Origin of the sequence: Synechococcus sp. MIT S9503 (assembly GCF_047304175.1) — a bacterium.
Taxonomy (GTDB): domain Bacteria; phylum Cyanobacteriota; class Cyanobacteriia; order PCC-6307; family Cyanobiaceae; genus Synechococcus_C.
On record NZ_CP138955.1, the window covers coordinates 1,218,361 to 1,243,839 of the forward strand.

Sequence of the window (25,479 nt, forward strand, 5' to 3'; positions counted from 1 at the left end):
GTCAGACCTCCTGAAGGACTGGAAGCTCACCCACCGCACGGCGCAGAATCTCCTCCCGATTCTCGCTCACGTGATTCTGGGGCAGAAGCTCGAGAAGCTTGAGCTTCTCAAGGCGATTTCGGGTGGAGCCGTTCATCACCACGAGGTAGACAGACCGGCCAACTTCAACGGCTTCCTTGATGGCGTTTTCAAGCGCCAGTGATGCCGTCACGCCTAGATGGGAGACCTCGGTCAGATCGAACAGAACCGCCTCGCAGTCCTCGATGGCGTTGTGTTCTCGGCTGATGGTCTTGGCCACACCGAAGATCATCGGACCGGTGAGCTGGAACAGCAGCAGGCGACCAGCCGCCTGATCGAGAAGGGCCTGCTGATCTTCCGGGAGTTCCACGTCATCGTCAGTGGTGCTGATGGTTTTCACACCCCTTGCCTGCAGGGCAGTCATGCGTTCGATGGTGAGCACATTGGCCACGAACACCCCGATGAACACCGCCCAGATCAGGTCAACCAGCACGGTGAGGCCGATCACGCCGTAGGTGATGCACGCGGCTTTGATGGAGAGATGGTGAGCGCGCTGAAGGAAGCTCCAGTCGATGATGTCGAAGCCCACCTTCAGAGCGATTCCCGCCAGCACCGCCAGAGGAATCTGGGATGCCAGTGGAGCTGCCAGCAGAATCACCAGCATCAGAATCAACGCGCGGACGATGCCGGAGAGGGCTGAACGACCACCCGCCTGGATGTTGACCACAGTGCCCATGGTGGCTCCGGCTCCCGGCAGTCCACCGAACAGACCTGACATCACATTGCCCAGTCCCTGCCCGATCAGTTCCTTGTTGGAGTCGTGTTCGGTACGGGTCAGGCTGTCAGCCACGACCGAGGTGAGCAGTGCGTCGATGCAACCGAGCATGCCGAGCACGGCACCGTTCACCACCATCAGACGGATCTGCTCACCCGAGAAGGTTGGGGGGTTGAAGCTGGGGAATTCGGCGGTGAATTCAGGAATCCTGCGCAGATCAGCGTCACCGAAGAGCGTGAGTGACAGCACGGTCCCCACCACGAGAGCCAGCAACTGCGGCGGGCAGAATCGTTTCAGCTGCTCGGGGGTGAACCAGAGAATCAGCAGGGTGATCACGGCCAACCCCAGCTCAAGCGGCTGAACACCAGCTGCCAGCTCCGGCAGAGCGCCCAGCGTTCCGATCACACCTCCGGGTGGGCTGCTCTGACCGAGAAAGGGAGCCAGCTGCAGGACGACCAGAATCACGCCGATCCCAGACATGAAGCCCGAGATCACCGTGTAGGGCATCATCGTGATGTAGCGGCCCAGCCGGAAGAAACCGAACAGGATCTGGAAAACACCGGCCAGCACCACCACGGTGAAGGCCATGGCGAGGGCGGTGCCTTTGTCGGGAATCTGACTTGTGAAGCTGAGGATGACGGCGGTGAACACCACCGTCATCGGACCAGTCGGCTCGGAGATCAGGGTGGGAGTCCCACCGAAGAGGGAGGCCACCAGGCCAATGATCACAGCGCCCCAGAGTCCTGCGGCGGCACCGGCGCCAGAGGCCACACCAAAGGCCAGAGCCATAGGCAACGCGACCACGGCGGCCGTCACACCGCCGAAAACATCCCCGCGGACGTTGCGTGTGCTGATGTGATTCAGAAACACGCCGAACCGTTTCAAATGTGGCGGAATGCTAGTTGCCGGTCCGCATAACGGACTGAATCGCAGCGGGTTATTTCCGGACGGGCATTAGCTGGCAGCGCACAATGAGGTCTGGCCGCTGCAAATGATGCCCGACTTTCTGACATCCGTTCTGGAGGTCCTCATCGGGATCGGCCTGTTGTTTGCCGGAGGCGAGGTCTTCGTCCAGGGGGCGGTGACGCTGTCGCTGATCTTCGGAATTCCACAGCTGGTGATTGGCCTCACTGTGGTGTCCATCGGAACCAGCGCTCCGGAGCTGTTCGTCAGTGTCAATTCCGTTCTGCAAGGACTGGATTCCCTGGCCGTGAGCAACGTGGTGGGGAGCAACATCTTCAATGTGATGGTCGTGCTCGGCAGCAGCGCTGTCGTGATGCCGCTGCGCGTGGAAAGCCGTCTTGTGCGCAGGGATGTTCCGCTGATGATCGCGGTCTCCGCTGCGGTCTGGGGGATGGCCTCGGCAGGACGGGTGACCTGGCAGTCGGGGGTGGCTCTGTTGCTGGCCCTGGTGATCAATTCAATCTGGGAAATCCGCACCGCCCGTGAGGAGCCGGACGGGGTTGAAGGGGCTGAACCCGAAGTGAATCCCGACCAGGGCAAGCGCGGCTTCCTCAAGGCGCTGATGTCTCTGCTGCTCGGCGTTCTGCTTCTGGTGTTCGGATCCAGGATTCTCGTCAGCGGTGCCAGCGGTGCCGCCGCCTACCTGGGTGTGAGCGAAGCGGTGATCGGACTGACGATCGTTTCAGCCGGAACCTCGATGCCGGAGCTGGTCACCTCGCTGGTGGCGGCGATCAAGGGCCGCACAGACCTGGCGATCGGCAATGTCGTCGGCAGCAATCTGCTCAATCACCTAATGGTTCTGGGAGCCAGTTCGATCGCTGCAGCGGGAGCCGGCGGACTGGAGGTGAGCCCGATCCTGATCCAACGGGACATGCCGGTGATGTTGATGACCGCCCTGGCCTGCATGCCCATCTTCTGGACCAAGGGCAAGATCAGCCGCTTGGAGGGAGGCATCCTGCTGGCACTTTACGTTTTCTATGTCGTGGATCAGGTTCTGCCACGCACCATGCCCAGCTGGCAGGACGAATTCCGCCTCGTGATGCTCTGCCTCGTGGTTCCGGCTGTGGTCGTGGTGATTGTTGTTCAGGCGGGGTTGTACTGGCGACAACTGCAACGCAAGCGACTGAAGCAACCCAACGAGCCGAGCTGATTCCGCGAGCTCATTGCAAGGGCTGTGTCAAATCATCGCGAGCATTCGTTCACGAAGGGCTGACTGCTCCCTGAATGCTGTCCATCCTTGAGGAACGTTGCTCGGCTTGCCGATGCTCGAGCTGCTTCCACCTCTCAACGATAAAAATCTGCCCTGGCTGGATGTCATCCATCCAATCGTCGTGCACTTCGTGATCGCGATGGCGCTGATCACTGTTGTATTCGATTTGCTGGGTGTGATCACACGCAGACGAAATCTCTTCGAGGTGAGCTTCTGGAATCTTCTGGTGGCGACCATTGCAATTTTCGTCGCCATCATCTTCGGTCAGATCGAAGCAGGCCTGGCAAGTCCCTACGGAGCAGCTCGCGACATCCTCAATTACCACAGCACCATCGGCTGGTCTCTGGCGGGTGTGCTCGGCCTGTTCACAGGATGGCGCTATGTGGTGCGTCAGAAGGACCCCACCCGTCTGCCCGCAGGATTCCTCGTTCTTGACGGAGTTCTCGCCACGCTGGTGTTCTGTCAGGTGTATCTGGGCGACATGCTCGTCTGGATCTACGGGCTGCACACAGTCCCTGTTGTTGATGCCATCCGCAGTGGGGCGGTGTCATGAACTCCGCGATTCTTGGCCTGTTGATGGCGATTCCCTCTCCGATCAATGAGATCGCCGATCAGCTGGGAGCCAATGATCTGCCTTATTCGATCCCGATCCATCCGAATCTCGTGCATTTCACGATCGGCTTGTTCGCGATCGGAATCGCTTTCGATTTCGCCGGTGCCTTCTACCCGTTGGAGAAGCGGGTGTTCCGCTTTCTGGCCCTGCCGGTGACCCGAACTGGCTTTCACGACGTGGGCTGGTACAACGTGCTGGCCTGCAGCGTGATCACCTTTTTCACGGTGGCTGCGGGCTTCTACGAAATGCTCCTGGCAGTGCCTCTTCCTGGGGACATTCGCACCGTGATCGGGCAGAACGCCATCAACACCATGCTCTGGCATGCCATCGGAGGCGTGGCCCTGCTGCTGATCATCGTGGCGATGACCATCTGGCGTGGCTACCAGCGCTTCGTCTGGCGGAAGGACCTTGGGCGTCAGGTGACCTGGCTGTATCTCTTCTGTGGCGCCACGATCCTGCTTGTGATGGGCGTTCATGGAAGCCTCGGGGCATGGCTCGCCAGTGAATTCGGGGTCCACATCACAGCAGACCAACTGCTGGCTGCCGGAGTCGATCTCAAGGAGGCTCTGCCATGACATCCGCTCGCCGGAGCCCGAGGAAGGGCCCTCCACTCAGGCTCCTCGCCGTGGTTCTGGTCTGCACGCTGATTGATGTCGCAGCGAGTTATCAGATCTCCCGCTGGGCCTACGGATGGCTGCCGGTCCCGGCGTCCACGGCCGCTCCCTATGTCGATGATCTTTTCAGCCTGGAGGTGGGCATCGGGGCTTTCATCTTCATCGGCTGCGTGGGTTTCATCCTCTGGTCCATCCTTTTCAGCCGAGCCGAAAAATATGACGAAAGTGATGGTCTGCCAATTGAGGGCAACACGAAGCTAGAAATCATATGGACCGTGATTCCATTCGTGATTGTCATGGCTCTCGCGTCTTATTCCATCCATGTGAATGAAACGCTTGCCACACTTGGCCCAAAGCAGAAATATGACGTTGCCGTCAATCAGGCACCTGAAACAGTTGCAACCCTTGATGCAACTCGTGAGGTCGGCCCAATCGAAGTGATCTCAAGGCAATGGTCCTGGGAGTTCATTTATCCCAATGGAGTACGCAGTTCCGAACTGCATCTTCCGGTGAATCTGAGGGCCAATTTCCTTTTGAGTTCGAATGATGTCATCCACAGCTTCTACATCCCTGCATTCCGCCTGAAGCAGGACATCATTCCAGGGAGTGTGATCTCCTACAGCCTTACACCCACAAAAGAAGGACGTTTCAGGCTGCGCGACGCCATGTTCAGCGGCGCTTATTTCTCCCAGAACCAGACGAATGTGATTGTCGAATCCGAGGAGAACTACGACGCATGGCTGACAAGCACCGCCAAGCTCCCGATGGTGCAGGGACTGAGCCCTGGCACCCCTCTCTACGAAAAACGCCTCAGGGAGGGCAACCGCGGCTGGGCAACGGTTGCCCCCGCAGCTCCCCCCATGGTCAACGACCCCGGTAATCCCGAAGCGCCCCACGACTCCTGAAACGATGACGATCACCGATTACGACCCAAGGGTGCTGAAGGCGCCCCACCCCGTTCCAGGTGCTCCCGACAACTGGAAGCGCTTCTTCAGCTTCAACACCGATGCGAAGGTGATCGGCATTCAATACATCGGGCTCTCCCTTCTCTTCCTTCTCCTGGGTGGGTTGCTGGCCATGGTGATGCGAGGGGAATTGATCACTCCACCGGCGGATCTTGTGGACCCCAGCGTCTACAACGGTCTTTACACGATGCATGGAACGGTGATGCTGTTCCTGTTTCTGTTCCCGGTCCTGAACGGCTTCAACAATCTGCTGATCCCCACGATGATCGGGGCTCCGGACATGGCCTTCCCCAAGTTGAACGCCTTGGCCTTCTGGTTGGTGCCGGTTTTTGCTGTCGTTCTGCTCAGCAGTTTCTTCGTGCCAGGCGGCCCTGCCTCATCGGGCTGGTGGTCTTACCCACCGATGAGCATCCAGAACCCTCTGGGACATTTCATCAATGGTGAATTTCTCTGGATTCTTGCCGTAGCTATTTCCGGCGTTTCCTCAATCATGGGTGCCGTCAATTTCGTCACCACGATCATCGGCATGCGGGCTCCGGGCATGGGATATTTCCGCATGCCGGTGTTTGTGTGGACCGCATGGGCCGCGCAGACTCTTCAGCTGATCGGTCTTCCGGCACTCACCGGTGGAGCGATCATGCTCCTGTTCGATCTCAGTTTCGGCACCAGCTTCTTCAGACCTGAAGGCGGTGGAGATCCCGTGCTTTACCAGCACTTTTTCTGGTTCTACTCGCATCCGGCGGTGTACGTGATGGTGCTTCCTGTGTTCGGCATCTTCTCGGAACTGATCACGGTTTATTCACGCAAACCTCTGTTCGGCTACAAATTCGTGGCACTGGCCTCATTCATCATCACCTTCCTGGGACTGATCGTCTGGGTGCATCACATGTTCTACACCGGAACTCCACAGTGGATGCGCAATCTGTTCATGGTCACCACCATGCTGATCGCTGTACCCACCGGCGTAAAAGTGTTCGCCTGGCTGGGAACATTGTGGGGAGGAAAAATCCGACTGACCACGTCAATGCTGTTCGTGCTCGGAGGCCTTGTGAACTTCATTTTCGGAGGCATCACCGGTGTGATGCTGGGAACAGTACCGATCGACATCCACGTAGGAAACACCTACTTTGTTGTTGCTCATTTTCACTACATCATCTTCAACACCATTGGATTCGGCGTTTTCGCAGGCATTTACCACTGGTTCCCCAAGTTCACCGGTCGCATGTATTACGAAGGCCTGGGAAAAGTTCATTTCACTCTCACCTTCATTGGTGCAACACTCAACTGGCTCCCTTTGCACTGGGCAGGCCTCTACGGCATGCCGCGACGCGTTGCCTCCTACGACCCCGAATTCGCTCTCTGGAATGTGATCGCCAGCATAGGGGCCTTCATGCTTGGCGTGGCCTCCATTCCCTTCATCCTCAACATTGTCAGCTCCTGGGCAAGGGGGCCAAGAGCAACCCCCAACCCCTGGAGAGCCATCGGTCTGGAGTGGCTGCTTCCCTCGCCTCCACCTGCCGAGAATTTCGAGGACGATATCCCAACGGTGATCAGTGAGCCCTATGGCTATGGCATGGGGCATCCCCTTGTCGAGGATGAGGAGTTCTACATCCGCCGCTCGCTTGAGGCATGACCTGATGACAGGTGCCAATCCAGATCTACCTCTGAATCACACCCCGGGGCATGTCCAACACGATGGCCATAACCTCACTGGATTCATCATCTTTCTGTGCTCAGAAAGCATTATCTTCATTGCCTTCTTCGCCGGTTATGCCGTGCTGAAGATCACGAGCCCTGAATGGTTACCCGATGGGGTTGAAGGGCTTGAAACAAAAATGCCTCTGATCAATTCGATCATTCTGGTGAGTTCAAGCTTTGTTGCTTATTTTGCAGAGGTTTATCTCCACAAAAAAAACCTCTGGGGATTCAGAGCGATGTGGCTGCTTACGATGGCCATGGGCAGCTATTTCGTGTATGGGCAATATGTTGAATGGTCGGAGCTCACATTCACTCTCAGCAGCGGTGTTTTCGGCGGAACTTTTTACCTGCTGACCGGTTTCCACGGTCTTCACGTGATCACTGGGATTTTCCTGATGGGTTTGATGTTGTTCCGCTCTTTTCTCCCAGATAATTACGCGAAAGGTGATATGGGAGTCACTTCAGTGAGTCTGTTCTGGCACTTCGTGGATGTCATCTGGATCATTCTTTTCCTGTTGATTTACGTATGGCAACGCACGACCTGAACAAGCTGATTCTTCCGGCCGTCAAAGCGACAGCATCGCCATGATCATCGACGACCGCCATTACGACATCATCATCATCGGCAGTGGTGCCGGAGGAGCAACCCTGGCGGGGGCCCTCAGCCGAGAAGGCCGCAGTGTGCTTGTGCTCGAACGAGGCGAAGCGGTGGAGGAGGGTTGGCAAAACCGCCCGCGGATCAAAGATGAACAGTGGTTCGGACCGGATGGCGATCCCTTTTCACCCCAGACGTTTTACGCCGTTGGCGGAAACACCAAAATCTGGGGAGCAGTGCTCGAGCGCATGCGCGAAAAGGACTTCACCGACCTGCCTTTGCAGGAGGGGGTTTCGCCGGCATGGCCATTCGATTACAACCACCTGGCTCCTTACTACGACCAGGCTGAAACGCTGTATCGGGTCCACGGCAAAGCTGGCGTCGATCCAACGGAACCATCGCGAAGCAAGGGTTTTGAGCATTCACCTCGCGCGGTGATGCCGTTCCTCGAGGAGCTGCGTGAAGGTCTGCTGCGTCAGGGATGTCAACCCTATGACTTGCCACTCAGTTGGTCAGACGATGAACGGGATCCCGTTGGCGATGCCGAGCTCTGCGGACTCGCGCATGCCGACACCGGCAATCTGCACATTCGCCACAAAGCCAAGGTTCTCAGGCTGCATGTGAATCCCAGCGGACGGGAGGTGAAAAGAGTGGAGACGGATGTGGAAGGGGAGATCTGGCTGTTTTCCTCCGATCTGGTCGTGCTTGCGGCCGGCGCAATCAACACACCGGCGATCCTGCTGAGATCCAGAAGTGGCCGAGACCCCTGCGGCCTCGGCAACAGATCGGACCAGGTGGGCAGGAATCTGATGAATGTGCAGATCACCTCCATCCTGCAGCGTTCCGCAGCACCCAACAGCGGCCGTTATGCGCGGTCCTATGGAGTCAACGACTACTACTGGGGAGACAAGAATGTGAGCTTCCCGCTGGGACATATTCAGGCTGCTGGAGGAGTGCTTCAGGACGCGCTGTTTGCAGAATCACCACCTGTCCTGTCGCTGATCAGCAAACTGATTCCGAGCTTTGGAATCAAACGCCTCGCCTCCCGGACGGTGGCCTGGTGGGCCATGACCGAAGTGCTTCCCGATCAGGAGAACAGAGTCTGGCTGAACAAGGAGCAGATCCGCATCAATTACCTCCATAACAACCGGGAAGCCCATGACCGACTGGTGTACAGATGGATCGATACGCTCAAATCGGTGGAGGCCGATCCGTACACCAAGGTGGTCACATCAGAGCCCGTTCATCCCCGCGGTGAAGCCCCTCTCAGCGTTGTGGGCTTTGCCTGCGGCACCTGCCGCATGGGTGAGGATCCCGCCGTATCCGTTGTGGACGCAACCGGAAAGTGCCATGAACTCGATAACGTCTACATCGCCGACAGCAGTGTTTTCCCGAGTTGCCCAAGCGTCGGGCCGGGGCTAACCACCATCGCCCTGGCTCTGCGCATGGCGGAAACACTCCACGCAAGACTCCACAGCTGACTGGGAGATCGCTGGGATGATCTGGCTTTCAGGTCATGGTGACGAATTCCTCTGACACCGTGGGATGCAGAGCCATGGTGCGGTCAAAGTCAGCCTTGGTCGCTCCCATCCCAACCGCGATCGCTGCCATCTGAATGATCTCAGCGGCATGCTCTCCGACCATATGGCAGCCCAGCACTCGCTCGGTTTCCGCTTCCAGCACGAGCTTGAGCAGGCAGCGGGGGCCGCGCTTCGGCAGTGCCTGCGCCATGGAACGGAACCGGGCCCTGTGAATCACCACGCCATCGGCGCCGTACTGAGCGATGGCGTTCTCTTCCGACATTCCCACCGTTGCAAGCTCCGGCTGACTGAACACCGCACTGGCCACCAGCTCATGGTCCACCTGACGCGGACGGTCTCCAAAGATGCTGTCAGCGAAGGCACGACCCTCATCAATCGCCACAGGAGTGAGACAGATGCGATCGGTCACATCACCGACGGCGAAAACATGGGAGACGTTGGTGCGCTGATCAGCATCGACGGGAATGCGATGCTCCTGAATCGACACACCCGCTGCATCAAGATTGAGTCCCTTCAGGAAAGGCCGGCGTCCTGTGGCAAGCAGCACACCGCCACAGGGGATGCGATCCCCACGATCTGTGCAGACCACAAGATCTCCTTGCGTTCCCTCAATGCTTTCAGGACTCGTTGTGAACTGAAGATTCACGCCCTTCTCCGCCATTCCTTCCTGAACCACTCCGGCCAGTTCGGCGTCGAAGCCCCGCAGCAGAGACTCACGCCGCACAAGCTGGGTGACTTCCACACCAAGACCGCTGAGGATACCGGCGAATTCGCAGGCGATGAAGCCTGCACCCACCACCACGACACGCTTCGGAAAGCGCTCCAGCAGGAACATGTCATCACTGACCCATCCCAGCTCGGCCCCTGGGATGTCGGGCCGTTGGGGGCGCCCGCCGACTCCGATCAACACCCTTTCCGCGCGCAGACGATGCTCAGGTTCTCCACCAGGCTGAGCAGAGACAAGAATGTGACGGTCATCCTCGAACCGTCCCCAGCCATTGACCAGAGTGACCCCGGCTTTGGCCAGGAATTCGATGTGCATAGCATTGAGGCGATCCACCTCAGCACGCACATTGGCAAGTAGCTGCGCGGAATCGATCCGGACCTCCGATGGATGAACCCCGTAGCTGGAGGCCTCCTCCATCTGATCCGCCATCTGGGATCCATAGACCAGCAGTTTCTTGGGAACGCAACCCCTGATCACACAGGTGCCGCCAACACGATCTCCCTCCACGATGGCGACGCTGGCACCATGACGTGCCGCCCGCTTGGCGGCAGCCAGGCCACCGGAACCGGCGCCGAGCACCACGAGATCAAACGACTGGTCCACCGCAGCTGAGACTCAACTTCATCCATTCTGATGCGTCTGGTTTCAGGATCTGCAACGAACCGATCCGGATTGCCAGGCCGACCGATCCGTGAGACCGACATAGGGTTGGGGCAATCGAGCTCTGGAGTCCCGTGTGCATCTGCCTCGCTACGACCGGATTCCGGATCATGACGATGCGCACAGCCTGATCGAGGTCCGGGTGCATGACCTTCAGCCCACCCAGATGTGCGTGGGGCTTGCAGAGGTGCGCAGCCGTCAGAGGGACTTCAGTCAGGAGAGCAGAAAGGAACGCCTCGACTATCTGCGCAGCAAGCCTGTACCTCTGGTGCGTGACCGCATCGGCAAGCTCTGGATGGTGGATCGACACCACCGTCTCAGAGCACTTCTGGAGATGGACCCCGAGGTCACAACCTATGGCTACGTGATCGCTGAACTCGCCAGCGACAGCCGCGACGAAGCCCTCGCGGCGCTTCAGCATCGGGGCTGGCTGTACCTCCATGACGGACGCGGCAACGGTCCATGGCACCCGACGGAGCTGCCCCATTCACTGCTGGGGCTTCAAGACGACCCCTACCGCAGTCTCGTGTGGAAACTCAAGAAGGAGGGCCTGATCAGGCCCCAGCGGCTGATCCCCTATCACGAGTTCCGATGGGGAGCATGGCTGCGTACCCGTCCCCTGCCTCCCTTCAGTTCCGCCCAGCTGGATCCGGCCCTGCCGGCGGCACGGCGGCTGACCCAGTCAGCGGCTGCTTCCCATCTGGCCGGCTGGACCGGCGGAAACTGAATCGAGCAACAATGACGAACACTCCATCGATGTCCGCTTCGTATCTGCGCTGAACAAGAGAGGAAGCATCAATATCGACGCTCAGTCAGGAGTGCATCCAGCCGATGCGATCGACATGGTCTCGCTGGCCGTCATCTCCTCAAGCCACGGTCAGCGCTTGCGACGTGAATCGATCTGCAGCAGATCGCGCACCCTCTGCACCTGACTGGCCAGCTGTGGATCGGTGCCGAGCTTCTTCTCCACCTGCTCAATGGCATACATCACCGTGGTGTGGTCCTTTCCACCGAACGTCTCGCCGATGCGCGGCAGGCTCAGTCCTGTGCCCTGACGCATGAGGAACATCCCCACCTGGCGTGCCTGACTGACGGCACGGCGGCGACTGCTGCTGAGCATGTCATCCGCAGACACACCGAAGACTTCCGACACCTTGTCGATCACCTGCTGAGGCGTGACATCAACCCCCTGGCCACTGGGGTCGAGCATGGGCGCAACCGATTCAACGGTCATCGGCATCCCGGTGATCGAGGAGAAGGCCACGGCCCTGGTCAGCGCACCCTCCAGCTCACGGATGTTGGAGGTGAAACGACCGGAGATGTACTGAATCAGATCCCTGGGCAGGGAGACACGTTCCTGCTCAGCCTTTTTCTGGAGAATCGCCATGCGCGTCTCCAGGTCAGGCGCCTGGATGTCAGCGATCAGTCCCATGGAGAAACGCGAGATCAGACGTTCCTGCAGTCTTGGGATCTGGCTGGGAGGCCGATCGCTGGCGATCACGATCTGTCGTCCCGCCTCATGCAGCGCATTGAAGGTGTGGAAGAACTCTTCCTGGGTGTATTCCTTGCCCTCGATGAACTGGATGTCATCCACGAGAATGAGATCAGCGGCCCGGTAACGATCGCGGAAGGCCTGCATGCCGTCCTTGCGGATGGAGACGATCAGATCGTTGGTGAAGGTCTCGGTGGAGACATAGAACACCCTGGCATCGGGGTCGATCTCGAGGCGGTAGTGACCGATCGCCTGCATCAGGTGGGTTTTGCCCAGGCCGACGCCTCCGCAGATGAACAGCGGGTTGAATTCACGGCCTGGAGCCTCGGCGACGGCGAGGGCGGCGGCGTGAGCCATGCGGCTGTTGGGCCCCACCACGAACCGGTTGAACACGTAACGCATGTTCAGCCCCGGCAGACGGCGGGGAGCCTTGGCTGCAGAAGAGGTGGGCGCAGCAGGAGCAGGGACCGGCGCAGGCGGAGCTGCCGCCGTTGCCGCTTTGGATCCCTGACCTGCATGGAGGTCCTCGGCATCCCGCGCCAGAACAGACACCATCACAGGCTTGCCGACGATCTCACCGGCCACATCGGCGATGGTGGCCGCGTAGTTCTTGCGTAGCCAGTTGCTGGCGAAGCTGTTGGGTGCCAGCAGCGTGAGCGTTCCCTCCCGGAATCCGCTGCACTGGGCAGGGCGGATCCAGGTCTCGAAGGTCGGCTTGCTGAGGTTGCTCTGAAGGGCCTGCTGAACCTTGCTCCAAAGCTCACTACCCGTCAGCACAGCACCCTCCGAATCACGGTGGCTGAATCTACGCACCCCTGGCTGATCAGTCCGTCTTTAATGAGGTGCTGACGACATCACACATCTTCATGGCCTCCGCCATCCAGCAACCTCTGCAGCGAGCCCTGACGCTCATCGGTGCCGGTCTCATCGGCTCAGGGCTGAGCGGCTGCGGAAACACCTGGAAGCAGCGCATCGGCCTGGATCAACCTCCGGCCAGCGATCCCCTGCCGGAGGTGAGCGACGGCCCCCGATCAGCCCCCCTGCAACCTGGCAAGAACATCATTGTCGAGGCGGTGGACCGTGTAGGGCCTGCCGTGGTCCGGATCGACACCGTGAAGCGAGTGGTCAACCCGCTGGGCAATCTGTTCGGAGGCAGAGCGCCGATACAGCAACAAGCTGGGCAGGGGTCGGGATTCATCACCCGTTCCGATGGTCTGATCTTCACCAATGCACACGTTGTGGAAGGTGCGGACCAGGTGTCGGTGACGCTGCCCGATGGACGCAGTTTCAAGGGTGATGTGCTGGGTGGTGATCCCCTCACCGATGTGGCGGTGGTGCGCGTGGTGGCGGACAAGTTGCCCGTCGCGCCGCTCGGTAATTCCAGCAATCTCAGGCCGGGGGAATGGGCCATCGCCATCGGCAATCCGCTGGGGCTGGACAACACCATTACGGCAGGAATCATCAGTGCGGTGGATCGCACCAACGCCATTGGTGAAGGGCAGCGGGTGCCCTACATCCAGACCGACGCAGCAGTGAATCCTGGCAACAGCGGCGGTCCGCTGATCAATGCCGCCGGTCAGGTGATCGGCATCAACACAGCGATTCGTCAGGCACCCGGAGCAGGTCTCAGTTTCGCCATCCCGATCAATCTGGCCAAAAGAATCGCCCAGCAGATCATCAGCACCGGGCAGGCATCCCATCCATTCATCGGGGTCCGGCTCCAGAGCCTGACGCCCCAGCTGGCAAAGGAGATCAATGCAGCCGCCAACAGCAACCTCTGCGAGGTGCCTGAGTTGAACGGCGTGGTGGTGATCGAAGTGGTGGAGAGCAGCCCTGCCGCGGCAGCGGGGATCCGCCCCTGCGACCTGATCCGCGAGGTGAACGGCACCAAGGTGCAGGACCCTTCCGAAGTGCAGCTGGCGGTCGACCGTGGACAGGTCGGCCAGGCCATGCTCATCGTTGTGGAACGCGATGGTGAAAGCATCGAGCTGATGGTGAAACCCGAGGAACTCCCCAGACAGCAGTGATCCTTGACGGGCTGATCCGATGAGCGCGCCCGTTCTCGTGGTGATGACCCGCTGGCCCGCCAGCGGACGCTGCAAAGAGCGTCTTGCCCGATCACTGGGCCCTTCAGCCGCAGCACGCATTCAGGCCCGGCTGATCAGTCACACCCTGACCGTTGCTCAGTCTCTTGCCCAGCATGGACAGCTTCATCTGCACATTGCCATCAGCGGCGCCGGCAGGAAAGCGAGGCGCCGCTGGCTTTGCTCGCTTCCCGAGGCCACCATCAGTGAGCAGGGCCGAGGAGACCTCGGAAACCGCATGCATAGGGAGGTGCTGCGCGCACGGTCCGCTCACCCAGGTGCTCCGGTGATGCTGATCGGCACGGATCTTCCCGATCTGTCTCCAAGAGACCTGATCAGAGCCATTGAACTCCTGCAAAACTCCCCACTGGTTCTCGGACCTTCACGGGACGGTGGCTACTGGCTGATGGGTCTTGGAGCCGCGCCAGCGGGAGCCCCCCGCTGGCCGTTCCATTCGATCCCGTGGGGAAGCGAGCAGGTCTTCCATCTCACCTGGGAGCGGGCCTGCCAGCGAGGTCTGACACCTGCGCTGCTCGACGCGCGCAATGACATCGACCGGGTTGAGGATCTGGAGGCATGGATGGCATGAACGGCTTCACCCAGCGGCTGAGCGTGGTGATCCCCTGCCTGAATGAAGCAGCCCGGTTGCCACTGCTGCTGGCGGATCTGCAGCGCTCTACTCCCGGTGCGGAGATCCTGCTGGCTGACGGAGGAAGCAGCGATGCAACGCAGCGGATCGCAACTCTGGCAGGCGCGTGTCTGATCAAGGTGCATCCCCCTGGCCGCGGCCGCCAACTTCGCGCCGCAGCTGCTGAGGCTCTTGGCGACTGGCTGCTGTTTCTGCACGCAGACAGCCGTTTGTCGGTGCAGTTGCCAAAGGTGTTGAGCACCCTGCTGCAGGCTTCATCAGCCGCGCGATCCGCCTGGTATTTCGATCTGCGCATCAGACCCTCCACTCCGGCCAGGCGACTGCTGGAGCGGGGTGTGGGCCTGCGCAGCCGCTGGTTGCAACGCCCTTACGGTGACCAGGGGTTGCTGTTGCATCGCAGCCTTTACGAGCGTTGCGGCGGCTTCGCTGAGCTGCCCCTTATGGAGGATCTGGACCTGGTGGAGCGGCTGAGTCGCGTCAGTGATCTGAGGCGGATCGGTCTGCCGCTGACCACTGACGGGCGGCGCTGGCAGGCTGATGGTGTGTTGCGGCGCAGCTGTCGCAATGCATCTCTGCGATGGCGCTGGAAGCGTGGAGAGTCTGCGGAGCTGCTGGCCGAGCGGTATTACCGAACTTAGTTCGCATACCAGAAGCCGCAGCGGTGACCATTGGGCTCAAGATCCCAGCCCAGGCGCTTGTAGAAGGGCAGAACCCCTGGGTCAGCGAACAACGTGGCGCGTTCGGTGCCCAGGGCACGCAGGGCATCGAGGATGTAATCCATCAGCTGGCTGCCGAGTCCGGAACCCTGATAGAGGGGGTGAACCGCCACATCCCAGATGGTCGCCTCAAGCACTCCATCGCCGGTGCAGCGCGCAAAGCCGACGAGGCGCGGGATCCTGGCATCGTGACGCCATAGGCCCACCCGGATCAGGCTGTTGTCGAGGGCCTTGCGCACCCTGCGCACAGGCCGGCGACTCCAGCCCACCGCCTCCAGCAGCTGCTCCAGCTCCACCAGATCAAAGTCTCGGTGCTGACTGAACACGAGGGTGAGCTGACTGCTCGGTGTGGCACAAAGCTTCGCCTGATCGCCATACATCACCTGCAGGGTCTCTGGAGTGAGGGAGGCGTCGATCACAGACGATGCGGCATTGTCACGATCCTGGCGCACGAAAGGCGCTCAGAGAGGCAAGGTGGGAGGGCAAGTTCCGCAACGATGCCTGCTCCCCAACTGCTGATTGCTGTGCACGGCTGGCTTTTAAGCAGGCAGGTCTGGTCGCCGTTCGCTGAGTGCTGGAGCGAGAAGCACCCCGAGATCGAGCTCTGGTGCCCGGATCTGCCCGGTTTCGGTGATGCGGAGCGGCCCCGGGGAATGCTGCCCAACCTGCAGGCCTATGGCCGCTGGCTGGCGGAGGAAGCCGTTCACAGGTCGCAGGGAAGACCGTTCGTGCTGCTGGGTCACTCACTCGGAGGCAGCGTGGTGCTGCATGCTGAAGCCCATCTGCGTCAGCGGGAACAACCCGGGTTGACCGGGGTTGTTCTGCTGGCAGCCGGTGGAGGGATCTACCAGCCCCGCCCCTTTCGCCGCCTGCGCAGCTTCGGACGGCTGATTCTGGAGCTGCGTCCGGATGCTCTCGGTCGGCTGCCGCCACCGGTTGGCGAGCTTGGACCTTTCAAGGCTGAACGAAGAGCTGCCAGAGGACTGCTGGTGAACAGCACCAGTCGCGGTGCCGTGCGCGATCTGCCGGGATTGGTTTCGGAACTGGGAGTCGCAAGCCTGTGGATCAGCGGCGACAGGGATCAGGTGATGGAACCGGGCTATGTGCGCCATCTCGCGGCTTACAGCCCAGGTCATGACTATCAACAGATCGAGGGATGCGGCCATCTGCCCATGCGCCAGAAGCCGGAGGTCCTCCGCCGAATGCTGATCAGCTGGGTTGAACGTCAGAGCCTGGCAAGCCCCCGTTCCTGAAGCTCGGCGAGTTCGGCATAGAGCCCACCCTGAGCCCGCAGCTGCAGATGGGTTCCCTGCTCGATCAAACGTCCCCGGCGCAGAACCAGAATCCGATCGGCAGCCTCGACAGTGGCCAGCCGGTGGGCGATCACCACGGCGGTTCGACGCTCCAGCAAGCGGTCCAGATCCCTCTGCAGGGTTGCTTCTGTTGAAGGATCCATGAAGGCGGTGGCCTCGTCCATCACCAGAACATTGGGATTCCTGATCGCGACCCGTGCCACAGCAAGCAGCTGACGCTCGCCTGAGCTGAGGTTGCCGCCACGCTCCCGCAGCTCGGTGTCGAGCCCCTGAGGAAGCCTGCCCAGCAGAGAGCTGAGTCCAAGCTCCCTGCAGACATCCATGAGCTGTCGATCATCAATCTGCCTGTCGAGACGCAGGTTGTCGCCGACGCTGCCACTGAACAGAAACGTGTCCTGCAGAACCACGCCGAGCTGTCGACGCAGATCAGGCAGTGAAAGAGAGCGTATGTCGCGGCCATCCAGAAGAATCCGACCCCGCTGAGGCTCATAAAGCCTGCAGAGCAATCGGATCACGGTGGTCTTGCCTGAACCGGTTGGACCCACCAGTGCCACATGCTCGCCAGGGGCGAGCCGGAAACTGAGATCCCGAAGGATCGGTTCATCAGGGCGATAGGCGAAGTGCACACCCTCAAACACCACTTCACCACGTTGCGACGACATCACCTCAAGCGGTGCAGGCTGCAGATCGGCACGGTTCTCCTGGGTGTTTCCAGGGCCCGTCAAGGTGTGATCCCTGATTTCCAGTGGCTCCTCCAGTAGTTCTCCGATTCGCTCAACAGCGGTCAGTCCGCCCTGGATCTGCGTGAATCGCTCCGCCATCTGCCGCAGCGGATCGAACAGACGCTGAGAGAAGAGGATGAAGGTCGTGAGGGTGCCAAGCCCCATCGCACCGGAGGTGACCATCCAGCCACCCAGGGCGAGCACCACCGCCACAGCTCCGAGCGAGACCCACTCCAGAAATGCGGAGATGCTGCTGTCGAAAAGAATCGTTCCATTCACCGCTTCGCGGTAGGCCAGGCCGGTTCGTTCGAAGCGGGCTCCGTTGAAGGCTTCACGACGAAACATCTGAACCACGTCCAGACCCTGCAGATTTTCCTGAAAATCTGCATTCAGTTGCGACAACTCCTCGCGCACCCGGTAATTCGCCTTGCGGTAGCGGGCCTGGAGCCAGAGAACTACCAAAGTGACGGGAACCTGAGACAACAACAACAGCAGACCCAGTCGCCACTCGATCAGCAACATGGTTACGGCGATCACAGTGAGTGTGACGAGATCGCCGAGAACCCCAACAGCACCACTGCCGAACACTTCAGCCAGCGCGTCGACATCGCTGGTGAGGCGTGTGAGCAGTTTGCCGACCGGCATGCGGTCATGGAACCTCAGGGAGAGGTCCATCGCGTGGGCAAACAGATCGCGACGGATTCTGGCCGTGAGCCGCTGACCAACAGACTGGATGTTGAAGCTCTGCACCCCCTGCAGGGCCAGGCGCACCAGCACGGAAATCAGCAGGGCAGCAATGATCAGTCGCAGGGCCAAGGTGGGCTCAAGCGACTGAAGCAACGGAGTGACCGCCTCGTTGGTCGCGCCGGAGACGGTGCGCAGAATCGAGATGGCCTGGCCAACGAGCAGGGGCTGGATCGCTCCGGCGAACGCCACCGGAATCAGCAGAACCAGTGTGAGAAGCAGGCGACCGCGGTCACGTCCGAGGTAACGCCCCAGCCGGCTGATGCGCTGAAGATCGGAACCGGCCATCAGGTCGAGCTCACCGTCTCTCTCACGGGAGTATCCATGGCATCGATGATCCCCTGCAGCTCTCCCTGATCCAGACGGAGAGAGAGCGGATGACCCACGAGACGGGCGGTGGTGTGGAAGAGGTCCTCAATGGCCACAAGACCGTTGTCACGAAGCGTTCGACCGGTCGCCACCAGATCCACAATCGCTTCGGCAATCCCCGTGATCGGACCGAGTTCAACGGATCCGGTGAGATGCACCAGCTCAACGGGGAGGTCAATCGAATCGAAATACTGGCGTGCACAGCGGGTGAATTTGCTGGCCACCCGGCAATGGGGAGGAAGGTCGGTGGCCCTGCGATAACCGCTGCTGGACTTCACGGCGACGGACATGCGGCAGCCGCCGAAACCGAGATCAACGAGATGCGCAACAGGCATCTGGTGCTCGCGAAGAACGTCGTACCCGACCACACCAAGCTGGGCCTGTCCGTAAGCGACGTAAACCGGCACATCTCCGTTTCGGACCAGCAGAGCTCTGGCGCGGCCACAGACCGAAGGAACCATCAGCTGACGGTTGTCGGGATCGAGCACGGCCGAAAAATCAAGACCGGCAAGCCTGAAACGTTCCACGGATTCCCGCAGCAGCGCGCCCTTGGCCAGTGCAACGGTGATCATGGAAGCTTGCATCGCTCAAAACTTTAACGATGGGTCATGCCTGTCAGAGCGACGGAATCGAGCCGCTTCCGGTCCTGGAGGACAACATCGTCTGGATCTGGACAAGGGGCAAGGAGGCTGTGGTGGTCGATCCCTCCGTCGCCGAACCCGTTGCCGAGTGGATTGAAGAGCGACAGCTGATCCTCAGGGCCGTTCTGCAGACCCATCACCATGCGGACCACATCGGCGGCACTCCCGATCTGTTGCGTCAGTGGCCGACAGCCGCAGTGATCGCGGCATCCGCCGACCGGACAAGGATTCCCTTCCAGACGGTTTCGATTGAGCCGGAGATGCAGCTCGAAGTGCTGGGACAACCTGTCACGGTCATCGATGTGAAAGCGCACACCAGGGCACATCTGGCTTTTGTGCTGCCTCAGGGAAGCTCCACGGACCATCCCACACCTGTGCTGTTCTGCGGGGACACCCTCTTCGGCGCAGGCTGTGGGCGTCTGATGGAAGGGTCACCCGAGGACATGCATCTGGCCCTGCAGCGCTTCGAGAATCTTCCTGACGAGACCCTCGTGCACTGCGCTCATGAATACACCGAGGCGAATCTGCGATGGGCCCATGCCCTCAGACCTGATGACCAGGCCATTGCCGAACGCCTGAGCAGCGTCAGTGAACTGCGCAGACGTGGTGGCCTCTCGCTGCCAAGCACCATGGGAGAGGAACGCCGCACCAACCTGTTTCTGAGAGCCTGCTCGGTGGAGGAGCTGCGGGACCTGAGGCTGCACAAGGACAGCTGGAGAGGCTGATCAGCGCTCAGCTAGCACGGCTCAGAAGAGCGCGACGCTGCGGATGCAGCAGAACTGACGAACCGGGCTGCAAACACAGTCGGCAGGTCTGACCACGCTGGTAATCCTCGGCAAGAGGTCTCAGCAGTCGCAACTGACGGTCACCGCTCCTCACCCGGTACATCCAGCTGTGACCGAGGAACTCCCGACCCACCACTTCATCTTTCCCATCGGCATCCTCATGAAGTGTGATCGCTTCGGGCGCGACCAGAACCGTTGCCTCCTCGGGCAGGGAATCGACCTGGAAGTCATCGGGTCTCTCAAGGTCACCCAGGGGACAGCGCAGGCAGTCGCCGGCGGAGTCGTTCCAGACGGGCAGAACGTTGCGCTGCAGCACGAAGCTGCCCACGAATGGCGTCGCGGGTGACTCCACAAGTTCCTTCGGGCTGGCGCACTGATGCAGACGCCCGTCACGCAGGACCGCCACCCGACTGCAGATCGCCAGTGCCTCCTCTGGATCATGGGTGACCAGAACACCGCTGGCGCCGCAGGCATTCAGAACAGACGGCAGTTCACTGCGCAGACGAAGACGCACCTCCACATCCAGATTGGAGAACGGTTCATCGAGCAGCACCACGGACGGTGCCGGTGCCAGGGCCCTTGCCAGAGCTAATCGTTGACGCTGTCCCCCTGAAAGTTCGTGGGGATAGCGCGCCCTCAACTCCTCCAGGCCCAGCAGCTCCAGCAGCCAGGCCGCCCGGGCACTGTCCTGCCCGCGGCGAAGACCGAAACAGGTGTTGTCCCAGGCATTCAGATGGGGGAAGAGCGCGTAGTCCTGAAACACCATGCCCACACCGCGGCGCTCAGCGGCCACCGAGAGCTGGGGGCTGGCCACTTCCTGGCCGTGAAGGCGGATGCTGCCCCGGATTGGGCGCTCGAAACCGGCGATCAGCCTCAGAAGTGTTGTCTTGCCGCAACCGGAGGGTCCCAGCAATCCCACGAGTTCTCCGCTTTGCAGTCCGAGATTGATTTCCTGGAGAGTCCAGTCAGCGAGGGAAGGGTCATAGCTGTGCCAGAGACCGTCGATCTCGACTGGGAGGGACTCCATCGACACGAAGCGCGAAAATGCAGCCCCATTGTGATGCCCTTTTATGTCGACCACCACTCATCAGGCGATCACCACCGCTGAGGCTCCGGCACCGGTGGGGCCTTACAACCAGGCTGTGCAGGCTGGAGGATGGCTTTATTGCTCAGGGCAGATCCCTCTCGACCCTGCCACGGGTGAGATGGTGGGCGGCGGCGATGTCGAGGCGGAAACCAGGCAGGTGCTGAGCAATCTTCAGGCCGTGCTCAGAGCAGCGGGAACAGAGGCAGCGCGAGTGGTCCGCACGACCGTGTACCTGGTTGATCTTGCTGACTTCCAGGCCGTCAACGCCATTTATGCCGAAATGTTCGGCAGCGGCGTGAGCCCAGCCAGAGCCTGCGTTCAGGTGGCAGCACTTCCCAAGGGCTCCAGGGTGGAAATCGACTGCATCGCCTGGCTGGGATAAAGCTATCCGGCGGTTTCATAGGTTTAGAGAAGCACCTACCGACCTTCATGGCCCAGGCCAAGCTGACCATCGGCGAACTGGAAGCGGGCTATCCCCTGTACTGCAAGGCGTTGCGTCGACTGCTCAAAGAGGGTCGGGAGGTGAAGGAGATTGAAAAAACCGTGTGCTGGGGGCATCTGGAAACCCTGAACCGCTGCCTGCCTGGTCGCTACAAGGCCCCCTCCTACCTGATGGCCCTGATCCGACGAGATCTGGAACAGGCCAGCCCGAGCTGAACACGGGAAAGCTCGCTCAGTCCTGCCCACCAGTGAGCGGCTTGGCAGGATCGGTTCCCTCCACCTCGCCCTGAAACACACGACTGGCAAGAACATCCGCTGCCTCGATGGTGATCAGAGCCTCTCGATCAAGGGACTGATCACGCCTTGAGAACAGGCGATTGGCATGCCGCAGCCGCAGACGGTCGAGAGCATTACGGATGGAACGGGCATTGGCGAAGAAGGGCAGCTGACGCCGCCGGCTGATGTAGCTCTCAAAAGCCTCCGCCGCTTTCTCGCTGAATCGATACTGCTGCTGTTCCAGCAGCAGTTCAGCGATCGCCATCAGTTCGTTCTGGCTGTAATCGGGAAAATCGATGTGGTGGGCAACCCTTGATGAGAGACCTGGGTTGGATTGATAGAACGCTGTCATCCGGTCTCTGTAGCCAGCAAAGATCACCACGAGATCACTGCGTTGTCGCTCCATTTCCTGCAGCAGGATCTCAATCGCCTCGGCTCCGTAATCCCTCTCATTTCCAGGTTTGTAGAGGTAGTAGGCCTCATCAATGAACAAGACTCCGCCCTGGGCGCGCTTGATCATCTCCTTGGTTTTCGGAGCTGTGTGCCCCACATATTGACCAACGAGATCATCTCTGGTGACGGTGATCACATGCCCCTTGCGCAGATATCCCAGGCGGTGAAGGATCTGTGAAATCCGCTGAGCAACGGTGGTTTTACCGGTTCCGGGCTGACCGGTGAACGACATGTGCAGACTCGGCGCCTCAGTGGCCAGGTCCAGGGAACGCCGGGCCTGATCAACGAGCAGCAGAGCAGCGATCTCACAGATTCTGGTTTTGACGGGTCGCAGACCGATCAGTTCGCTGTCCAGCTGCTCGAGAACCTCGGCAACTCCCGAAGCATGGAAACTGGCTTCGAGGTCAATCGATGAGTCCATCAATCGCCGCGGCGAAGGCATGATCGGACTCCGTGAGGCTCGCATCGTCTGCGTCCTCATCGGGCCGCAGGGTGATGTTCACATAGGTTTTTCCGAAACTGATATCGGGGTAGCGCTTCTGCAGTTCACTGAACTCGCCGAGCCGATCGAGAAAATCCCGGGTTGAGCTGTAGCTGTCGAACTCGAAACGCTTCTCCAGACAGACAGGACGCTTGCGTTCATTCCAAGGTTCCATCGGCAAGCTGCTGGCCTCTCCGAAACCTAGAGGAGAGCCACCCGCTGACAGCCCATCAGCCGTTCCGACCAGGCGGAGGCATAGGCGTGATTGGCGGCCTGCTGTTCAGGATCCTGCGTGTCGAGTGGGTGGGGCATGGTGCCTGCGATCGCTGCATTGGTGACACAGAACATCGATTTCTGAAAGCTGATGCAGATCTGAACATGGGCATCAGCCTGGGCCCGGCCGTGATGGTCGTACCAGCGGCTGAGTTCCTCGGGAAGATTGCGGAACATGTCCGACATGCAGAGGCTGGGAGGGATTCCGGCGCCCATGCTCGGCAGTGGATCGGCGTAGAGAGCTCCGTACTTGAACTGGCTCTGGTCAGCTGCGATCTGACGGGCCTGGGCGTTGTAGGAGACCGTGCCAAGAAACGGCATACCCCGGAAAAACACGGCCTCCACATAGGGCACGGCCACATCCACGAGGAAGGTGAGACCCGCTTCCGGGGGAAGAATCCAGACGGACTCACCACCAACCTCGACCTCGTAGTTGATCGGATTGCCCGCAGCGGTCACCAGACCATCACGGATGTGATGGACCACATCAAGCACACAGGCCACTTCACCGATTCGATAACGACGAGCCAGATCGATGAAGATGTCACTCATCACCCTCCAGAACAGACCGAGGGCATAGATGGTGGTCATCGAACGGATGGCCTCGGGCGCGAAGCCCGGGTAGAGCGCGTTGACCAGCCTCAGCAGGGGATCACGCTTTGACCGCAGCGCGATCACGCGACGGCATACATCCTCAAAAGGCTCTGAATCGAAATAGGCATCCATCCCACCGGTGCCGTGCCAGAACATCGCCTTCTGGCAGTACTCCGCGTATTCAAAATTGATGCGATCACCCATCAGATGCTCCCAGAGGCGCTTGGGTGTGAACCCTTCATGGAAGAAGCGGAACACCGGGAACGGGTTGAGAAGCTGTGTCTTCCCCTGGTGAACGAGATTGCAGCTGTAGGCATCCAGCACCAGGCCGTAGCTCTCAAGCACATTGACCACCTGCAGCAGATGATCGGGTGTGTCGGCGAGGAGAGGCGTATCCGAGAGCAGACGCCGGATCAGTTCCTCCAGATCGGGAAGGGTGGCTTCGCTGGATTGAGGTCTGGCGGTGGTGGTCATGAGAGCCCTCCAGGCTGGACCAGTGTGGCGAGTTCACTGAGCTGGGCGGTGGCTGGCTGGCTGAGACCCACAAGCAGATTCGGAACGACACCGAGTAGAAGAATCAGCAGCGACATCGAAAGAGCGGGGATCTGCTGAACGAAGGAGACCTGCGTCAGGATTCTTGGATTCTGATTGGCCCCGGGAGCCACTGCAAGACGACCGAAGAAGGCTCGGTTGACCAGCAGCAGGAAATACACCGCTGTGAGTCCTGAACCCACCATCGAGAGCAGGGTGGCCACCGGGAACATCTCGAAGCTGCCTTTGAAGATCAGGAACTCGGAAATGAAGCCGGCCATGCCGGGAATACCGGCGCTGGCCATCACGCCGATGATCATCAGGGTTCCGGTCAGCGGCAATCCGCGCTGAGGGTTCAGCAGACCCCTGAGCACATTCAGGTCTCGGGTGCCTGTGCGCTCGTAGACGACTCCTACCGCGAGGAAAAGCACCGCTGAGATCAGGCCGTGACTGACCATCTGAAACAGTGCACCGATCAGAGCTAGTGGGGTGGCAGCTGCGGCGGCAAGCAGCACATAGCCCATGTGGCCGACGGAGCTGTAGGCCACCATCCTCTTCATGTCGGTCTGCGCAATGGCAGCCAGTGATCCATAGAGCACAGAGACTGCGGCCCAGCCGGCCAGCCATGGAGCCGCTGCAGACCAGGCCTCCGGAAAGAGGCCGAGGCAGAAACGCAGCAGACCATAGGTTCCAAGCTTGAGCAACACTCCCGCCAGCAGCACTGAAACCGGAGTGGATGCCTCGGTATGTGCGTCAGGCAGCCAGGTATGGAATGGGAAAAGCGGAATCTTGATGCCGAAGCCGATCAGCAGACAGCTCATCAGAACCAGCTGACTGCCCATTCCCATCTGCGTTGTGAGAATCGGTCGGATTCCGAAATCAACGCTTCCTGTGACCAGAGCGATGCCCAGGAAAGCCGCCAGGATCAGAACACCGGACACCGCGGTGACGATCAGGAACTTGGTGGATGCATAGGCTCTGTTGGCACCACCCCAGATGGCGATGAGCAGCCAGAGAGGAATCAGTTCAAGTTCGTAGAACAGAAAGAACAGAAGAAGGTTCTGGGCCAGAAACGCACCGTTCACCGCGCCGCTGATCACCAGCAGAAGAGCGAAATAAACGCGTGGACGGTTTTCGACAGAGCGGGAGGCTGCTGCAGCCACCAGACAGAGCACCCCGTTCATCAGCACGAGGGGCAGGGAAAGGCCATCAACCCCCAGGCTGAACTCGAGACCCATCTGCGGCAGCCAGGGAAGGATGTCCACCAGCTGCTGTCCGGGTTCGGCTGCGGTGAAGGGAATCAGCAGTCCGAAACTGAGCAGACATTGAACGGCGAGCGTGATCAATGTGATGCTGCGGCTGCGGCTGGAGCTGTCGTGACCTGGCACCACGCTGACCAGCAGGGCACCGAGAAAAGGGATCAGAAGAAGAATCGTCAGCATGATGACC

General features: G+C 60.1%; 26 protein-coding genes. 15 read left to right on the forward strand and 11 right to left on the reverse strand.

Features of this window, described 5'->3' with window-relative positions; all coding sequences use genetic code 11:
• Nucleotide 1: 1 nt before the first annotated feature.
• Entirely contained in the window at nt 2–1,663 is a 1,662-nt protein-coding gene (locus SIB56_RS06980; protein ID WP_413327197.1) for a SulP family inorganic anion transporter, read from the reverse strand.
• A 124-nt stretch (nt 1,664–1,787) separates the two neighbouring features.
• Between SIB56_RS06980 and SIB56_RS06985 the strand changes: the two genes are divergently transcribed.
• The 7 genes from SIB56_RS06985 (at nt 1,788) to SIB56_RS07015 (ending at nt 8,932) form a co-directional block, all read left to right on the forward strand.
• Nucleotides 1,788–2,906 carry a calcium/sodium antiporter gene (locus tag SIB56_RS06985; RefSeq protein ID WP_413326769.1) on the forward strand — a complete coding sequence of 373 codons (1,119 nt, stop codon included), beginning with the start codon at nt 1,788–1,790 and terminating at the stop codon, nt 2,904–2,906.
• A gap of 112 nt (nt 2,907–3,018) precedes the next feature.
• The gene (locus tag SIB56_RS06990) at nt 3,019–3,519 is read left to right on the forward strand and encodes a DUF2231 domain-containing protein (RefSeq protein WP_067093149.1); all 501 of its coding nucleotides are present in this window, start codon (nt 3,019–3,021) and stop codon (nt 3,517–3,519) included.
• Nucleotides 3,516–4,154 carry a DUF2231 domain-containing protein gene (locus SIB56_RS06995; RefSeq protein ID WP_413326771.1) on the forward strand — a complete coding sequence of 213 codons (639 nt, stop codon included), beginning with the start codon at nt 3,516–3,518 and terminating at the stop codon, nt 4,152–4,154. The genes SIB56_RS06990 and SIB56_RS06995 overlap by 4 nt, the downstream gene beginning before the upstream one ends.
• Nucleotides 4,151–5,098, forward strand: a complete 948-nt coding sequence (locus tag SIB56_RS07000) for a cytochrome c oxidase subunit II (protein ID WP_413326773.1) — start codon at nt 4,151–4,153, stop codon at nt 5,096–5,098. Before SIB56_RS06995 ends, SIB56_RS07000 begins: the two co-directional genes overlap by 4 nt.
• A 4-nt stretch (nt 5,099–5,102) precedes the next feature.
• Nucleotides 5,103–6,791 (forward strand): cytochrome c oxidase subunit I, encoded by a 1,689-nt coding sequence (locus tag SIB56_RS07005; RefSeq protein ID WP_413326775.1) that lies wholly within the window; start codon nt 5,103–5,105, stop codon nt 6,789–6,791.
• 4 nt (nt 6,792–6,795) lie between these two features.
• The gene (locus SIB56_RS07010; RefSeq protein WP_413326777.1) at nt 6,796–7,401 is read left to right on the forward strand and encodes a heme-copper oxidase subunit III; all 606 of its coding nucleotides are present in this window, start codon (nt 6,796–6,798) and stop codon (nt 7,399–7,401) included.
• Between the two features lie 40 nt (nt 7,402–7,441).
• Complete coding sequence (locus SIB56_RS07015; protein WP_413326779.1) at nt 7,442–8,932, forward strand: GMC oxidoreductase; 1,491 nt, start codon at nt 7,442–7,444, stop codon at nt 8,930–8,932.
• Nucleotides 8,933–8,960: 28 nt separating this feature from the next.
• Here SIB56_RS07015 and gorA read toward each other — a convergent pair whose 3' ends face one another.
• A complete protein-coding gene (gorA, locus tag SIB56_RS07020) occupies nt 8,961–10,322 on the reverse strand; it encodes a glutathione-disulfide reductase (RefSeq protein ID WP_413326781.1) in 1,362 nt (453 codons plus the stop codon).
• A 133-nt stretch (nt 10,323–10,455) separates the two neighbouring features.
• Here gorA and SIB56_RS07025 point away from each other — a divergent pair, with 133 nt between their 5' ends.
• Nucleotides 10,456–11,106, forward strand: a complete 651-nt coding sequence (locus SIB56_RS07025; RefSeq protein WP_413326783.1) for a ParB-like protein — start codon at nt 10,456–10,458, stop codon at nt 11,104–11,106.
• A 150-nt stretch (nt 11,107–11,256) separates the two neighbouring features.
• Here the strand turns inward: SIB56_RS07025 and dnaA are convergent, their stop codons facing one another.
• A complete protein-coding gene (dnaA, locus tag SIB56_RS07030) occupies nt 11,257–12,684 on the reverse strand; it encodes a chromosomal replication initiator protein DnaA (protein WP_413326785.1) in 1,428 nt (475 codons plus the stop codon).
• A 53-nt stretch (nt 12,685–12,737) separates the two neighbouring features.
• Between dnaA and SIB56_RS07035 the strand changes: the two genes are divergently transcribed.
• Genes SIB56_RS07035 through SIB56_RS07045 form a run of 3 tightly spaced genes read left to right on the forward strand, consistent with a single transcriptional unit; the run spans nt 12,738 to nt 15,242 of the window.
• Nucleotides 12,738–13,898 carry a trypsin-like peptidase domain-containing protein gene (locus SIB56_RS07035; RefSeq protein WP_413326787.1) on the forward strand — a complete coding sequence of 387 codons (1,161 nt, stop codon included), beginning with the start codon at nt 12,738–12,740 and terminating at the stop codon, nt 13,896–13,898.
• Nucleotides 13,899–13,917: 19 nt separating this feature from the next.
• Nucleotides 13,918–14,544, forward strand: coding sequence for a TIGR04282 family arsenosugar biosynthesis glycosyltransferase (locus tag SIB56_RS07040; protein WP_413326790.1), 627 nt, complete (start codon nt 13,918–13,920; stop codon nt 14,542–14,544).
• Nucleotides 14,532–15,242, forward strand: coding sequence for a TIGR04283 family arsenosugar biosynthesis glycosyltransferase (locus SIB56_RS07045; protein WP_413326792.1), 711 nt, complete (start codon nt 14,532–14,534; stop codon nt 15,240–15,242). The genes SIB56_RS07040 and SIB56_RS07045 overlap by 13 nt, the downstream gene beginning before the upstream one ends.
• Here SIB56_RS07045 and SIB56_RS07050 read toward each other — a convergent pair.
• A complete protein-coding gene (locus tag SIB56_RS07050) occupies nt 15,239–15,700 on the reverse strand; it encodes a GNAT family N-acetyltransferase (RefSeq protein ID WP_413327199.1) in 462 nt (153 codons plus the stop codon). The two genes, SIB56_RS07045 and SIB56_RS07050, sit on opposite strands and share 4 nt — an antisense overlap.
• Before the next feature lie 117 nt (nt 15,701–15,817).
• Here SIB56_RS07050 and SIB56_RS07055 point away from each other — a divergent pair, with 117 nt between their 5' ends.
• The gene (locus SIB56_RS07055; RefSeq protein ID WP_413326794.1) at nt 15,818–16,573 is read left to right on the forward strand and encodes an alpha/beta fold hydrolase; all 756 of its coding nucleotides are present in this window, start codon (nt 15,818–15,820) and stop codon (nt 16,571–16,573) included.
• Here the strand turns inward: SIB56_RS07055 and SIB56_RS07060 are convergent.
• Entirely contained in the window at nt 16,546–18,387 is a 1,842-nt protein-coding gene (locus SIB56_RS07060; RefSeq protein WP_413326796.1) for an ABC transporter ATP-binding protein, read from the reverse strand. The genes SIB56_RS07055 and SIB56_RS07060 overlap by 28 nt on opposite strands.
• The gene (hisG, locus tag SIB56_RS07065) at nt 18,387–19,040 is read right to left on the reverse strand and encodes an ATP phosphoribosyltransferase (protein ID WP_413327201.1); all 654 of its coding nucleotides are present in this window, start codon (nt 19,038–19,040) and stop codon (nt 18,387–18,389) included. The genes SIB56_RS07060 and hisG overlap by 1 nt, the downstream gene beginning before the upstream one ends.
• A 29-nt stretch (nt 19,041–19,069) precedes the next feature.
• Here hisG and gloB point away from each other — a divergent pair, with 29 nt between their 5' ends.
• Complete coding sequence (gloB, locus tag SIB56_RS07070) at nt 19,070–19,834, forward strand: hydroxyacylglutathione hydrolase (protein ID WP_413326798.1); 765 nt, start codon at nt 19,070–19,072, stop codon at nt 19,832–19,834.
• A 7-nt stretch (nt 19,835–19,841) separates the two neighbouring features.
• Here the strand turns inward: gloB and SIB56_RS07075 are convergent, their stop codons facing one another.
• Nucleotides 19,842–20,921: an ABC transporter ATP-binding protein gene (locus tag SIB56_RS07075; RefSeq protein WP_413326800.1), complete on the reverse strand. Its 1,080-nt coding sequence runs from the start codon at nt 20,919–20,921 to the stop codon at nt 19,842–19,844.
• Between the two features lie 43 nt (nt 20,922–20,964).
• Here SIB56_RS07075 and SIB56_RS07080 point away from each other — a divergent pair, with 43 nt between their 5' ends.
• A complete protein-coding gene (locus SIB56_RS07080) occupies nt 20,965–21,363 on the forward strand; it encodes a RidA family protein (protein WP_413326802.1) in 399 nt (132 codons plus the stop codon).
• A 47-nt stretch (nt 21,364–21,410) separates the two neighbouring features.
• Nucleotides 21,411–21,638 carry a DUF3136 domain-containing protein gene (locus tag SIB56_RS07085; protein ID WP_413326804.1) on the forward strand — a complete coding sequence of 76 codons (228 nt, stop codon included), beginning with the start codon at nt 21,411–21,413 and terminating at the stop codon, nt 21,636–21,638.
• A gap of 16 nt (nt 21,639–21,654) precedes the next feature.
• On the opposite strand, the gene cbbX is transcribed toward SIB56_RS07085, so the two are convergent.
• Genes cbbX through SIB56_RS07105 form a run of 4 tightly spaced genes read right to left on the reverse strand, consistent with a single transcriptional unit; the run spans nt 21,655 to nt 25,475 of the window.
• Entirely contained in the window at nt 21,655–22,572 is a 918-nt protein-coding gene (gene cbbX / locus SIB56_RS07090) for a CbbX protein (RefSeq protein WP_413327203.1), read from the reverse strand.
• Nucleotides 22,556–22,807, reverse strand: a complete 252-nt coding sequence (locus SIB56_RS07095; RefSeq protein ID WP_413326806.1) for a 4a-hydroxytetrahydrobiopterin dehydratase — start codon at nt 22,805–22,807, stop codon at nt 22,556–22,558. Before SIB56_RS07095 ends, cbbX begins: the two co-directional genes overlap by 17 nt.
• 26 nt (nt 22,808–22,833) lie before the next feature.
• A complete protein-coding gene (locus tag SIB56_RS07100; protein WP_413326808.1) occupies nt 22,834–23,973 on the reverse strand; it encodes a CO2 hydration protein in 1,140 nt (379 codons plus the stop codon).
• Nucleotides 23,970–25,475 (reverse strand): NADH-quinone oxidoreductase subunit M, encoded by a 1,506-nt coding sequence (locus SIB56_RS07105; RefSeq protein WP_413327205.1) that lies wholly within the window; start codon nt 25,473–25,475, stop codon nt 23,970–23,972. Before SIB56_RS07105 ends, SIB56_RS07100 begins: the two co-directional genes overlap by 4 nt.
• Between the last annotated feature and the right edge of the window lie 4 nt (nt 25,476–25,479).

Coding starts and splice junctions, on each gene's coding strand:
- SIB56_RS06985 (WP_413326769.1), top strand. CDS start 1,788: ATGCCCGACTTTCTGACATCCGTTCTGGAGGTCCTCATCGGGATCGGC.
- SIB56_RS06990 (WP_067093149.1), top strand. CDS start 3,019: ATGCTCGAGCTGCTTCCACCTCTCAACGATAAAAATCTGCCCTGGCTG.
- SIB56_RS06995 (WP_413326771.1), top strand. CDS start 3,516: ATGAACTCCGCGATTCTTGGCCTGTTGATGGCGATTCCCTCTCCGATC.
- SIB56_RS07000 (WP_413326773.1), top strand. CDS start 4,151: ATGACATCCGCTCGCCGGAGCCCGAGGAAGGGCCCTCCACTCAGGCTC.
- SIB56_RS07005 (WP_413326775.1), top strand. CDS start 5,103: ATGACGATCACCGATTACGACCCAAGGGTGCTGAAGGCGCCCCACCCC.
- SIB56_RS07010 (WP_413326777.1), top strand. CDS start 6,796: ATGACAGGTGCCAATCCAGATCTACCTCTGAATCACACCCCGGGGCAT.
- SIB56_RS07015 (WP_413326779.1), top strand. CDS start 7,442: ATGATCATCGACGACCGCCATTACGACATCATCATCATCGGCAGTGGT.
- SIB56_RS07035 (WP_413326787.1), top strand. CDS start 12,738: ATGGCCTCCGCCATCCAGCAACCTCTGCAGCGAGCCCTGACGCTCATC.
- SIB56_RS07040 (WP_413326790.1), top strand. CDS start 13,918: ATGAGCGCGCCCGTTCTCGTGGTGATGACCCGCTGGCCCGCCAGCGGA.
- SIB56_RS07045 (WP_413326792.1), top strand. CDS start 14,532: ATGGATGGCATGAACGGCTTCACCCAGCGGCTGAGCGTGGTGATCCCC.
- SIB56_RS07050 (WP_413327199.1), bottom strand. CDS start 15,700: ATGTATGGCGATCAGGCGAAGCTTTGTGCCACACCGAGCAGTCAGCTC.
- SIB56_RS07055 (WP_413326794.1), top strand. CDS start 15,818: ATGCCTGCTCCCCAACTGCTGATTGCTGTGCACGGCTGGCTTTTAAGC.
- SIB56_RS07060 (WP_413326796.1), bottom strand. CDS start 18,387: ATGGCCGGTTCCGATCTTCAGCGCATCAGCCGGCTGGGGCGTTACCTC.
- hisG (WP_413327201.1), bottom strand. CDS start 19,040: ATGATCACCGTTGCACTGGCCAAGGGCGCGCTGCTGCGGGAATCCGTG.
- gloB (WP_413326798.1), top strand. CDS start 19,070: ATGGGTCATGCCTGTCAGAGCGACGGAATCGAGCCGCTTCCGGTCCTG.
- SIB56_RS07075 (WP_413326800.1), bottom strand. CDS start 20,921: ATGGAGTCCCTCCCAGTCGAGATCGACGGTCTCTGGCACAGCTATGAC.
- SIB56_RS07080 (WP_413326802.1), top strand. CDS start 20,965: ATGTCGACCACCACTCATCAGGCGATCACCACCGCTGAGGCTCCGGCA.
- SIB56_RS07085 (WP_413326804.1), top strand. CDS start 21,411: ATGGCCCAGGCCAAGCTGACCATCGGCGAACTGGAAGCGGGCTATCCC.
- cbbX (WP_413327203.1), bottom strand. CDS start 22,572: ATGGACTCATCGATTGACCTCGAAGCCAGTTTCCATGCTTCGGGAGTT.
- SIB56_RS07095 (WP_413326806.1), bottom strand. CDS start 22,807: ATGGAACCTTGGAATGAACGCAAGCGTCCTGTCTGTCTGGAGAAGCGT.
- SIB56_RS07100 (WP_413326808.1), bottom strand. CDS start 23,973: ATGACCACCACCGCCAGACCTCAATCCAGCGAAGCCACCCTTCCCGAT.